Origin of the sequence: Lentzea sp. NBC_00516 (assembly GCF_036346835.1) — a bacterium.
Lineage (GTDB): Bacteria > Actinomycetota > Actinomycetes > Mycobacteriales > Pseudonocardiaceae > Lentzea > Lentzea sokolovensis.
The window spans coordinates 3,919,284-3,931,232 of the sequence record NZ_CP107840.1 but is presented as its reverse complement, the minus strand read 5'-3'; the positions used below and the strand labels follow the sequence as shown (position 1 = coordinate 3,931,232).

Below are 11,949 nucleotides of genomic sequence, written 5' to 3'. Positions count from 1 at the left end.
GAGGGACATCGCCCTCTGTCGTTTCAGTGTTGATTGAAGTTAATCTATCTCGGCGGCGATTGTCGGTGTGATGTGAAAGCCTGATGGAGTGTCAAGTGCTTCGCGGTCCCCGGCCGAGGCCTACGCCGACTCCCGGCGTCGTGCCGAACGGCCCAAGCTGACCGACTTCCGCTCCGTCATCTCGTTCGAGCTGGACCCGTTCCAGCGCCAGGCCTGCGAGGCCCTGGAGGACGGTCACGGAGTGCTCGTCTGCGCCCCCACCGGTGCCGGCAAGACGGTGGTGGGCGAGTTCGCCGTGCACCTGGCCCTGACCGGCGGCCGCAAGTGCTTCTACACCACGCCGATCAAGGCCCTGAGCAACCAGAAGTTCGCCGACCTCACCGCGCGGTACGGGGCGGACAAGATCGGCCTGCTCACCGGTGACACGAGCATCAACGGCGGTGCGCCCGTGGTCGTCATGACCACCGAGGTGCTGCGGAACATGCTCTACTCGGGTTCGTCCACTCTGGACGGACTCGCGTACGTCGTGATGGACGAGGTGCACTACCTCGCGGACAGGTTCCGCGGCCCCGTGTGGGAAGAGGTCATCCTGCACCTGCCGGAGCACGTGCAGGTGGTCGGCCTGTCCGCGACGGTCAGCAACGCCGAGGAGTTCGGCGAGTGGCTGGTCGAGGTGCGCGGGGACACGGCGGTCGTCGTCGACGAGCACCGGCCGGTGCCGCTGTGGCAGCACATGCTGGTGGGCAACCAGATGCTCGACCTGTTCGAGGGCGACCAGACGCACGCGCGGATCAACACCCAGGTGCTGCGCAAGACCGAGGAGCTCACGCGCTACCACGTGCCGTTCAGCCGCGGGCGCAACCGCGGCGGTGGCGGCGGCCCAGGCCGCCCGGCGCGCAACAGCGGGTTCAAGCCGACCTCGCGCACCGACATGATCCAGCGGCTCGACGCGGCCTCCCTGTTGCCCGCGATCGTGTTCGTGTTCAGCCGTGCGGGTTGTGACGCGGCGGTCGCGCAGACGGCCCGTGCGGGACTGCGGCTCAACACGCCGGAGGAGACCGAGCAGGTTCGCCGGATCGTCGACGAGAAGACGCGCGACCTGCCGGAGGCCGACCTGGCCGTGCTCGGGTACTGGGAGTGGCGTGAGGCCCTGGAACGGGGCATCGCGTCTCACCACGCCGGGTTGCTGCCCGCGTTCAAGGAGACGGTCGAGGAGCTGTTCGTCCGCGGGCTGGTCAAGGTCGTGTTCGCGACCGAGACGCTCGCGCTGGGCATCAACATGCCCGCGCGGACGGTCGTGCTCGAAAAGCTCGTGAAGTACAACGGCGAGGCGCACGTCGACCTCACACCGGGCGAGTACACGCAGCTCACGGGTCGTGCGGGGCGTCGTGGCATCGACGTCGAGGGGCACGCGGTCGTCGTCTGGCAGCCGGGGGTCGACCCCAAGGCGGTCGGCGGGCTCGCGTCCACGCGCACGTACCCGCTGCGGTCGTCGTTCCGGCCCGGCTACAACATGGCCGTCAACCTCGTGGCCCAGCTCGGCGCCTCGGCCGCGCGCGCGATCCTGGAGCAGTCGCTCGCGCAGTTCCAGGCGGACAGGTCGGTGGTCGGGCTCGCCCGCCGCATCGACCGCAACAAGGAGGCGCTCGCCGGCTACACCGAGGCGATGACGTGCCACCTCGGCGACTTCACCGAGTACGCGGGGCTGCGCCGCCGCATCGGCGACCGGGAGAAGCAGCTCGCGAAGCAGAACACGAACTCGCGCCGCATCGACACGGCCAAGTCGCTCGAACGGCTGCGCAAGGGCGACGTGATCGCCGTGCCGTCCGGGCGCCGCAGCGGTCTCGCCGTGGTCGTCGACCCCGGCCTCGAACCGATGGGCGAGGCGAAGCCGCTGGTCGTCACCGAGGACCGCTGGTCCGGCCGCCTGACGTCGGCGGACTTCCCGTCGCCGGTCGAGGTGCTGGGCCACATCCGGCTGCCCAAGCAGGTCGACGTGCGCTCGCCCAAGTCGCGGCGCGACCTCGCGTCCACGATCCGCAACACGGGCATCACCGTGCCGTCGCGGGGCCGCAGGCAGACCACCGCGGACGACGACCCCGAGCTCGCGACGCTGCGCCGCGCCCTGCGCGCGCACCCGTGCCACGGCTGCGACCAGCGCGAGGACCACGCCCGGTGGGGCGAGCGGTACCACCGGCTGCTGGCCGAGACCGAGCAGCTGGAGCGCAAGGTCGCGGCGACGACGCACTCGCTGGCGCGTCAGTTCGACCGCATCCGCGCGTTGCTGCGCGAGCGCGGCTACCTCAGCGAGGCCGAGGAGATCACCGCCGACGGCAAGCGTCTGACCAGGCTCTACAGCGAGTCGGACCTGCTCGCCGCAGAGTGCATCCGCAACGGCGTGTGGAAGGGCCTCAAGCCGGAAGAGCTCGCCGCCGTCGTGTCGTCGCTGGTCTACGAGGCGCGCAGGGACGGCCCGGTCGAGGCGCGGCTGCCGCAGGGCCCGGTCGCCGACGCGATGCTCAAGACCGTGCGGCTGTGGGCGGAGATCGAGGACGACGAGCGCCGCCACAAGCTCGAACGCATCACCCGCCAGCCGGACCCCGGCTTCGCCTGGCCGGTGTACCGCTGGGCGCGCGGCGAGTCGCTGGAGAAGGTGCTGAGCGCCGCCGAGGCCGGTGGCAACGAACTCGGCGCCGGCGACTTCGTGCGCTGGTGCCGGCAGGTGATCGACCTTTTGGACCAGATCCGTGAGGTGGTCGGCCGACAGGACCCGGTCGGAGCGGCCGCGGCCAAGGCCGTCGACGCGCTGAGGCGCGGAGTTGTGGCGATGATGTGACATGGGCCTGACGAAGGTTTTGCGAGTCGGAGTAAAGACTGACGTCAACGGTGTGATTGGATTTCGCCGCAACGTCGTACACGTGGAGGTCGACAGATGAGCAGCCCGTACGGACCGTCCGGAGGGAACGATCCGCAGCAGCCGTGGGGCCAGCAGCCGCAGCCGCCGCAGCAGCCCTATGGAGGCGGTTTCCCTCCCGGCACGCCGTCCGGCGGCTTCCCGGCCCAGAACCCGGGACAGCAGAACCCCTACGGCCCGCCGCAGCCCCAGCAGGGTCAGCCCCAGCCGGGCCAGCAGCAGCCGTACCCGGGTTTCGACCCGTCGCAGCAGCAGACGCAGCAGTACGGCGTGCCCGGCCAGCAGCCGCAGTCGAACCCCTACGGCACTCCGGCCCAGGACCCGTACGGCCAGCAGACGCAGCAGTACGGCATGCCGGGCCAGCAACAGCAGCCCAACCCGTACGGCCAGCAGCCGGGCTACGGCCCGCCGGTGCCGCCGAAGAAGAAGTCCAGCGCGGCCATCTGGGTCGCCGCTGTGGTCGTCGTCCTGCTCGTCGGTGGCGTGCTGTTCACCGGCTTCGTGTCGCCGGCGTTCTTCAAGAAGAAGATCTTCGACAACACCGCGGTGCAGAGCGGCATCGTCCAGATCCTGAAGGACGAGTACAAGATCTCCGACGTCGGCGCCGCGACCTGTTCCGGTGAGAACGAGGTCAAGCCCAACACCTCGTTCGAGTGCAAGGTGCAGGTCGGCGGCAAGGACAAGAAGGTCAAGATCGTCGTCAAGACCGAGGACGGCGAGTACGAGGTCGGCCAGCCCACCGGCTGATCCTCCGCCTTTCGCGTTAGCCTTCCCCCGGGAGTTCCTGGGGGAAGGCTTTCTTTTGCGCTACTTCGTGTTTCCGGCCGAGGAGCGGGAGCCTCTGTGTCCGACCGCGGTGGTGCGGGTCGAGGACGATGGGACCGAGCAGGCGTTCACCCGCGAGCTGCGCTGGGAGCCGTTGTCCGTGCGGCCCCAGACGCCGCCAGGGCGCGACGCGTGGGAGGTCGACTCGGACTGGGCCGAGATGTTCATGATCGACATGATCGTCGCGATGCGCCGGGCCCGGTACGGCGATTCTGACCCGAGCATCCGCGTCCACTACGACGTTGACGGCGTGTGGGGACAACGGCGCACCAAGCCGGAGATCGACCTGGGCGACGGTGAGGCCGTGCTCGTGGAGCGCGCTCCCGCCCCGTTCCGCTGGCACGTGTCGAAGCAGGGCGCCCGCGAGCAGATCGTGCTGAGGGTCGCGCCCGACGGCACCGGGCAACAGTTCACCGATGACCTGCACTGGACCCCCTCGGACCGGCTCCCGGCGCGGGATCTGGAAGAGGTGGACGAGCGCACCGCGTTGTGGCGGGTCGCCCACGTGATCGAACGGGTGCGCGGTGCGTGGTCGCACAACTGGCCCGGCCCGTACTGCTTCGCGATCTTCAACCAGGGCCGGCAGGCGCTCCACCTGGACGACGCGTTGCACGTGGTGCGGACGAACGCCGGCCACGACTCCCATCTCGCAGACTCCTTCGGGATCGGCCGTGACTGGCATCCGGCGACCACGTTGCGGGAGTTCGCCATGGCTGACCATCGCGGCATCAAGATCCCGATCGCCGCGTCCGAGGCGGACCACCTCGTCGAGGTGATCCTCCGGCGCCGCGAGCAGTGGGGCCGGGCGTACTGGACGCTCGGAAACTGAGGTGCGTTCGCGGTCGTGCTGAGTCAGGATCGCGGGCGTGACCGAGATCCGCGTTCTCACCGACGAAGCGCAGTATCGCGCCCACCACGGGCTCTTCCGCCGTGCGATGCACTGGAGTCCGGCCGAGGACGACAAGTGGGAGGTCATCCGGCAGACCTACGAGCCCGGCCGGACGCACGCCGCGTTCGAGGGCGACGAGATGGTCGGCTCGACGCAGACCTTCGGCTGCTCGATGGTGGTGCCCGGTGGTGCTGTCGTACCGCACGCTGCCGTGTCGCGCGTGGGGGTCCGTGCGGACTACACGCGCCGTGGCGTGCTGAGTGCCCTGATGCGCGAGCAACTCTCCACGCTGTCGGAACCTGTCGCGACGTTGCGTGCGTCGGAGGGCCGCATCTACGGCCGCTTCGGTTACGGGCTCGCCGGGCGGGTGCGGTACCTGAGGATCGACGCGCGCAAGGCGGTGATCCCGGGTTCGCCGGTCGGGCGCGTGCGGATGGTGGACCCCGACACCTCGGACAAGCTCCTGCCGGAGTTGCACACCGAGATCGGCCTCGACCGGCCAGGGCAGATCTCCCGCTGGCCCGGCTGGTGGGCGATCCACCAGGAGCGCAAGGGCGCGGCCGAGAACCTGGTCACCGTCGTCCACAGTGGACCTGACGGCGACGACGGCTTCGTGTCCTACAAGGTGTCCGAGGACAAGGACTTCAAGCACACCATGGAGATCGAGGACTTCGCGTGGGCCAACGCCGACGCGTGGCGCGACCTCTGGATCTACCTGACGCGGCTGGACCTGGTCGACGAGATCCACGTCGACGCGGCGCTCGACAACCCGCTGAACTGGCTCTTCGAAGACCCGCGCGTCGTGTACACGAAGGACGTCTACGACCAGATCTGGCTGCGGCTGGTGGACGTGCCGCGCATGCTCGCCGCCCGCACCTACGGCGTCGCCGAGCCCGTTGTGATCGAGGTGCGCGACAAGCTGCTGCCCGCCAACGACGGCTGCTACCGCGTGTCGCCGGACGGTGCCGAACGCGTCGAGGGGCCCGCCGACATCACGATCTCCGTCGAACTGCTCGGAGCCGTCTACCTCGGCGACACGAAGTTCTCGGACCTCGCGGCCGCCAAGCGGATCGAGGGCTCGCGGTTCGACGAGGCCGACGCGTTGTTCGCCGTCCCCGTCGCGCCGCTCTGCTCGACGTTCTTCTAGGAGCGCCGCTCCATCGCGTTCACCAGGCGCGGCACCGAACTGCCGAGGCCCCAGCGCTGCGTGAGCTCACGCAGCCGCTCGGGGTCGGCGGGCACGCGCGGCACCTCGTCGGAGCGGTCCAGCACGACCGGGGCGTCCAGCGCGGTGCGGACGACCACGGGCGCCACCGCCAGGTAGTCCTCGGCGGCGATGAGCGCGTTGCGGGCCTTGGTGGTGAGCTTGCGGTCCATCGGGTCGGTCACGGCCTTGAGGACGGCGTCGAGCGAGCCGAACTCGGTGATGAGCTTCGCCGCGGTCTTCTCGCCGATGCCCGCGACGCCCGGCAGGCCGTCGGACGGGTCGCCGCGCAGCACGGACATGTCGGCGTACGCGGAACCCGCGTTCTCGACGGGCAGCGAGTACTTGGTGGCCAGTTCCTCCGGGCCGAGGACCTCGGCCTTGCTCCAGCCGCGGCCGACGTAGACGACGTGCACGGGCGTGGGGTCGAAGCGCACGACCTGGAACATGTCGCGGTCGCCCGTCACCACCTCGACGCGTGACTTCTTCTCGTGGTGGGCGAGCGCGCCGATCACGTCGTCGGCCTCGTACCCGGCCGCCTCGCCGGTGCAGATGCCGGCGGCGTCGAGCACGTCGAGGATGATCGGGATCTGCGGCGTCAGCGTGTCCGGGACCTCCTCGGACCCGTCCGTCGCGTTCTCGGCGACGCGGTGCGCCTTGTAGGACGGCAGCGCCTTGACCCGGAACTCGGGCCGCCAGTCGGCGTCGAGGCAGGCGACCAGCCGGGCCGCGCCGCGTTCGGTGATGACGCGGGCGATCGTGTCGACGAACCCGCGCACGGCGTTCACCGGCGTGCCGTCGGGCGCCGTCATCGAGTCCGGCAGCGCGTAGTACGACCGGAAGTAGAGGCTCGCGGAGTCGAGCAGCACCAGGGGAGAGCTCACGAATGGACAAGCTACTAGGCTTTCGGTCATGGCAACGATCACCGGGCCCATCGACGTGTCCGCGCTGCGTGCGCGACTTGACCGCGCGACCGCCGCCGCCGAGCAGGCGGGCGTCGACGCCCTCCTCATCTCGCCCGGCTCGGACCTGCGGTACCTGATCGGTGCCGGTGGCGACTCGTTCGAGCGGCTCACCTGCCTCGCGCTGCCCGTGGGCGGCACGCCGACGCTGGTCGTGCCGAAGCTGGAGCAGCCGGGGTACGCGGCCATCCCGACGGACGAACTCGGTGTCGAGGTCGTCACGTGGGTCGATGGTGAGGACCCGTACGCGCTGGTCAAGGCCGCGCTCAAGGGCAGCAGGACGGCTGTGGCGGACATGATGCCCGCGCTGCACACCATCAAGCTCGGCCACGCGATCGGCGGCGAGCAGTCGCTGGCCGGGCCGATCATCCGCGAGCTGCGCATGCGCAAGGACACCGCCGAGATCGACGCCCTGCGCAAGGCCGGACAAGCGATCGACCGCGTGCACGCGCGCATGGGCGAGTTCCTGCGTGTGGGCCGCACCGAGCGTGAGGTCGCCAAGGACATCGCCGCCGCGATCGTCGAGGAAGGCCACACGGTCGCCGACTTCGTGATCGTCGGCTCCGGGCCCAACGGCGCGTCCCCGCACCACCGCGACTCCGACCGCGTGGTGCAGGCGGGCGAGGTCGTCGTCATCGACATCGGCGGTCCGGTCGCCGAGGGCTACAACTCCGACTCGACCCGCACCTACGTGATGGGCGAGCCCACTTACGACGACGTCCGGGACACCTACGCGGTGCTCCAGGCGGCGCAGCGGGCAGCGGTGGAAGCCGTGAAGCCCGGCGTGACCTGTGAGGAGATCGACGCCGTCGCCCGCAAGGTCATCACCGACGCGGGCTTCGGCGAGTACTTCGTGCACCGCACCGGCCACGGCATCGGCCTGGACGTGCACGAGGAGCCCTACATCGTCAGCGGCAACTCCCTGCCGCTCGAAGCGGGCATGGCCTTCAGCGTGGAGCCCGGCATCTACCTGCCCGGCCGCTGGGGCGCGCGCATCGAGGACATCGTGGTCGCCACCCCGGACGGCGTCGAGTCCTTCAACAACCGACCTCACGACCTGGTGGTGCTTTGACCCTCGAGCAGATCGACAGAGCGATACTGAAGGAACTCGCCTCGGACGGCCGGTGCAGCTTCACCGACCTCGCCGAGCGCGTGGGCCTGTCCGTGTCGGCCGTGCACCAACGCGTGAAGCGCCTCGAACAGCGCGGCATCGTGAAGGGCTACGCGGCCCGGCTGGACGGCGCCGAGATCGGCCTGCCGATGTCCGCGTTCATCTCGCTGTTCCCGATCAACCCGGCCGAGCCGGACGACTACCCGAAGCGCCTCGAGCACCTCACGGAGATCGAGGCCTGCTACTCGGTGGCGGGCGACGCCTCGTACGTCCTCCGCGTCCGCGTCGGCTCGCCGGTCGCGCTGGAGGAGCTCCTCCAGAAGATCCGGGAGTCGGCGAACGTCTCGACGCGGACGACGGTCGTGCTGTCCACGCCTTACGAGGACAGGCCGCCGGCCGTCTGAACCTGCCCGTCGGCCAGCAGCAGCACACGGTCGGCGACGGCGTGCACGGCGTCGTGGTGCGTGGCGATCAGCACCGCGGCGCCTTCGTCGGCGACCCGCCGCAGCAGCCCCACGGCCGCCACGGCGCTCACCGCGTCCAGGTGCGCGGTCGGTTCGTCCGCGAGCAACGCCGACGGCCGCGCCACGACAGCGCGGGCCAGCGCCGCCCGTTGCTGCTGCCCGAACGACACCTGCCCCGGATACCGGGCGCCCAGCCCGGAGATCCCCAGCTCCGCCAGCAGCTCGGAGACGCCGGAGACCGCTCGTCCCGCCAGCCGCAACGGCAGCGCGACGTTCTCCTCCAGCGTGAGCTCGGAGGCCAGCCCGAGCGACTGCGGCAGAACGGCACAGGCCGACCACGAGGCCGGCCCTGGCGACACCGAGCCGCTGTCCGGGAAGTCGAACCCGCACAACAGGGACAGCAAAGCGGTCTTCCCGGACCCGGACGGCCCGCTCAGGGTGACCAGCTCACCGGCCGCGACGGCCAGGTCCACCCCGCGCAGCACGGACACACCGCCAAAGGCCCGGTGCACCCCGTCCGCGCGGATCATGACGCGGCCAGCGGGATGCACAGGTCCGCCAGCGACACGAGCCGCGGGTCGTGCGACGCCACCACGGCGGGCACCGGCAAGGACTCCAGGGTCTCCAGCACGAGATCGGCGGACCGCACGTCGAGCTGCGAGGTCGGTTCGTCGGCGATCACGACGGACGCGCCACGCGCCAGCGCGCACCCGAACGCCAGACGTTGTTGCTGCCCACCGGACAGCGCGCCGATCCGCCAGGTCGCGGACCCGCCCAGCCCGAGCTGATCGAGCAACGAATGATCCTCGGCACCGGCCGCGCGGAGGTTCTCGCCGACGGTCAGGTGCGAGATCAGGTTGTCGGCCGGGTTCTGGAAGACCACGGCGATCTCCTTGCGCCGCAACGCCCGAAGCTCCGTCCACGACAGGGACGAGGTCGCCACGTCGTGCACGAACACCTCGCCCAGTGACGGGCGTTCGATCAGCGAGAGCACGCGCAGCAGGGTCGACTTGCCGGACCCGGAAGGGCCGGACAGGACGGTGAGGCCGGGCGCGATCGACAACGACATGTCCGCGACGGCGCGCACGGAACCGTAGGACACTCCTACGCCACAAGCGCGAATCACCTGAGCAGTTCTCCCATCCGTGCGGTTCTCACACCGCGCAACGCGAGCCAGGCCGCCACGACGACCACCAGCGCGCCGCACGTCACCATCGACACCAGCAACGGCAGCAGGTCCGGCAGCATCGGGGCCGGGTTCAGCCACGGCGCGGGATCCAGCCGCGGTACGGCCGCTCCCGCGCTCAGGAACGAGGCCGCCGAGCCTATCCCCAGTGCCAGCGACGCCAGTGCGCCCACTTCCAGGAGATGACTCGACCACAGCACGGACGGGCGCATGCCCATGCGGGTCGACAGCGCGCCGGAGACGGCGTTCTGGCGGCGGCGGACCTCGACGGCCAGCAGCAGCGCCACGGCGGCGACCACGGCCAGGACCACACCGATCGCCGCCACGAACCCGAAGGTCCACTCGACGGTCAGGAACGGCAACCCGTCGAGCACGCGGGCGCGGTCAGCGACGTTCGTGTAGTGGATGCCTTCGGCCTGCAGTGCGGAAGTCAAGGTGGACAAGGGAAGCGACGACCACAGGTGCCACGAGCCGACCTGTTCGGCGGCGGGCACCGAGTCACGGGCCACCACGTAGCCGCGCGTGCCGAGCTTCGGGAACGACGGCAGCGACGCCACGGGCTTGAGCAACGGCAGGCCGGGGACCTGGATCTCCTGGTTCGCCGAACGGCCGATGCGCACGGCGGGCGCGATCTCGCCTTCCCGCCGCAGACCCGAGAGCAGCGAACGCACCGAGGCGGCGTCGTCCAGCACCGCGGCGTCGGTGAACGTCAGCGGGTCCACCACCAGCGCACCCGTGCTCACGCCGACGAGCGTTGTGTTGCCCCGCAACGAGGACGGCAGCGCGACCCGGCCGAGCGCGACGTCCTGCGACACCTGGACCGTGCTGTTGGCGCCGACGAACACGCCCGACTTCGAGTCCAGCGCCGACTGCTGCGCGCCCGCCACCGCGCTGCCGACGGCGATGGTGCCGACCGCCAGCACACCGACGAGCAGCACGCCGGTCACGGGACCGGCGGCTGCGGCCAGGCGGCGCACCGCGAGTTGAGCGGCCGGAACCCGCCACCACTGCACGTGGTGCGACCAGCCCAGCGACCACCGCAGCAGCCTGGTCGCGAGCAAAGCGGCCGCCAGCACCACGAGCAGCGGGAACGCCAGTGCGGCCACGTCGATGCGCGGCAGCGAGCCCGACTTCAACGCCGTGCCCAACCCGTTGTGGGACAGGCGAATCCACGCCAGCACGGCCAGTCCTGCGACGACCAGTTCCCACGGCACCAGCGCGAGGCGCCGCCTCCGGGCCTGCGCCTGGAACGTCCGGTGCACCCGCCAGGCCGCCACCAGCACGGTCACCGCCAGGCTCAGCACCACCACGGCCAGCACGAACCCCAGCGCCACCCAGAGCGTTCCGGAAGCCAGCACGACCCCTGGCGCGTACAACGGCAACAGCAGCCGCGCGGCCACCAGCCCGAGCAGACCGCCCAGGACCAGCGGCAACCCCAGCTCCAGCACGCCGCGGAAGCCCAGGGACAACGGGCTCGCCCCACGCACCCACAGCAGCCGCAGCTCGGAATGCCGGCGTTGCGCCCACTGCACGGTCACGGTGCCCACGCCCGCCAGCCCGACCAGCACGCTGATGATCACCAGCGGCAGCAGCGCGGACGAGACGTTGCGCTCCGCGGTCCTTGCCGCCGTGACAGCGCCGGACAGCAGGTCCGTGCGCGTCAGTCGCAGGCCGAGCGAGGTCAGGAGCGCGTTCCCGGAGTCCCGCATCGTCTCCGCCTCGGCGAGCGTCGCCGGTGGCTCGACCGGGAAGCGCAGCGACACCGACGCGTAGTCCGCGAACTCCGGCGGTAGCGCCGCGAGGTCGGAGGCCTGTGCCACCCAGATCACCGAGGTGCTGGCACCGTCGCCGCCCAACGGGTTCGGGACCACGGTCTTCGCCTCGGAACACCACCACCCGGACACGGGCTGCGTGAGGTCGGCGTAGATCGCGGTCACCACCAGCGAGGACCCGGTCAGCCGATCGCCGATCTTCACGCGGGCGGCCGTGGCGATCGTCTGCGGCACCCACAACCCGGTGCCACCGCCCTGCACCACGGTCAGGTGCGACAACGCGTCCGGCCGGTAGCCGAAGCGGCCGTAGGTCGCGAGTCCGTTGAAGTCAGGCCGGCCGATGTGCGTGTAGGCGGCACCCAGGTCGCTGCGCGCCGCCATCTCGACGGCCGCTGCCAGCGGCATCGCGTCCCCGTCCAGCGACGGGTGCACGGAGTGCGGGCACATCCGGCCCTGCTGGTAGGCGAGAGCGGCACTGCCCGCCGCGGAGGAGTGCAGTGCGGCCGCGGCCACCACGAAGCCCAGCAGCAACGTCGTCGCGATGCTCACCAGCAATGTGAGCGGACTCGACAGCGCCGCCCTGGGCGCGGCTCTCCACGGCAACTGCACCTGCGCACGCTAA

The 11,949-nt window shown here is 70.7% G+C and carries 10 protein-coding genes; 6 read left to right on the top strand and 4 right to left on the bottom strand.

All coding sequences use genetic code 11. The annotated features are described in order from the left end of the window. Positions 1-88: 88 nt before the first annotated feature. The 4 genes from OG205_RS17270 (at position 89) to OG205_RS17255 (ending at position 5,775) form a co-directional block, all read left to right on the top strand. On the top strand, positions 89-2,836 hold the full coding sequence (locus tag OG205_RS17270) for a DEAD/DEAH box helicase (RefSeq protein WP_330277272.1): 2,748 nt from the start codon (positions 89-91) through the stop codon (positions 2,834-2,836). 96 nt (positions 2,837-2,932) lie between these two features. After that, complete coding sequence (locus OG205_RS17265; protein ID WP_330277271.1) at positions 2,933-3,661, top strand: DUF4333 domain-containing protein; 729 nt, start codon at positions 2,933-2,935, stop codon at positions 3,659-3,661. 55 nt (positions 3,662-3,716) lie between these two features. Further along, on the top strand, positions 3,717-4,568 hold the full coding sequence (locus OG205_RS17260) for a hypothetical protein (protein ID WP_330277270.1): 852 nt from the start codon (positions 3,717-3,719) through the stop codon (positions 4,566-4,568). A gap of 37 nt (positions 4,569-4,605) precedes the next feature. Beyond that, entirely contained in the window at positions 4,606-5,775 is a 1,170-nt protein-coding gene (locus OG205_RS17255) for a GNAT family N-acetyltransferase (protein ID WP_330277269.1), read from the top strand. On the opposite strand, the gene OG205_RS17250 is transcribed toward OG205_RS17255, so the two are convergent. Further along, positions 5,772-6,716 carry a 5'-3' exonuclease gene (locus tag OG205_RS17250; protein WP_330277268.1) on the bottom strand — a complete coding sequence of 315 codons (945 nt, stop codon included), beginning with the start codon at positions 6,714-6,716 and terminating at the stop codon, positions 5,772-5,774. The genes OG205_RS17255 and OG205_RS17250 overlap by 4 nt on opposite strands. A 28-nt stretch (positions 6,717-6,744) precedes the next feature. On the opposite strand from OG205_RS17250, the gene OG205_RS17245 reads away from it, so the two are divergent. Both OG205_RS17245 and OG205_RS17240 read left to right on the top strand, forming a co-directional pair. After that, positions 6,745-7,866 carry a M24 family metallopeptidase gene (locus OG205_RS17245; RefSeq protein WP_330277267.1) on the top strand — a complete coding sequence of 374 codons (1,122 nt, stop codon included), beginning with the start codon at positions 6,745-6,747 and terminating at the stop codon, positions 7,864-7,866. Further along, entirely contained in the window at positions 7,863-8,309 is a 447-nt protein-coding gene (locus OG205_RS17240; protein WP_319973090.1) for an Lrp/AsnC family transcriptional regulator, read from the top strand. The genes OG205_RS17245 and OG205_RS17240 overlap by 4 nt, the downstream gene beginning before the upstream one ends. Here the strand turns inward: OG205_RS17240 and OG205_RS17235 are convergent. From OG205_RS17235 to OG205_RS17225, 3 genes are read right to left on the bottom strand one after another with little or no spacing between them, the layout of a single operon-like run. Continuing rightward, positions 8,282-8,899, bottom strand: coding sequence for an ATP-binding cassette domain-containing protein (locus tag OG205_RS17235; RefSeq protein WP_330277266.1), 618 nt, complete (start codon positions 8,897-8,899; stop codon positions 8,282-8,284). The two genes, OG205_RS17240 and OG205_RS17235, sit on opposite strands and share 28 nt — an antisense overlap. Then, the gene (locus OG205_RS17230) at positions 8,896-9,456 is read right to left on the bottom strand and encodes an ATP-binding cassette domain-containing protein (RefSeq protein ID WP_330277265.1); all 561 of its coding nucleotides are present in this window, start codon (positions 9,454-9,456) and stop codon (positions 8,896-8,898) included. Before OG205_RS17230 ends, OG205_RS17235 begins: the two co-directional genes overlap by 4 nt. 35 nt (positions 9,457-9,491) lie before the next feature. Then, entirely contained in the window at positions 9,492-11,936 is a 2,445-nt protein-coding gene (locus OG205_RS17225) for an ABC transporter permease (RefSeq protein ID WP_330277264.1), read from the bottom strand. Between the last annotated feature and the right edge of the window lie 13 nt (positions 11,937-11,949).

What these genes read in the sequence shown, in the direction of transcription:
- OG205_RS17245 (WP_330277267.1), top strand. Translation starts at nt 6,745, where the DNA reads ATGGCAACGATCACCGGGCCCATCGACGTGTCCGCGCTGCGTGCGCGA.
- OG205_RS17235 (WP_330277266.1), bottom strand. Translation starts at nt 8,899, where the DNA reads ATGATCCGCGCGGACGGGGTGCACCGGGCCTTTGGCGGTGTGTCCGTG.
- OG205_RS17265 (WP_330277271.1), top strand. Translation starts at nt 2,933, where the DNA reads ATGAGCAGCCCGTACGGACCGTCCGGAGGGAACGATCCGCAGCAGCCG.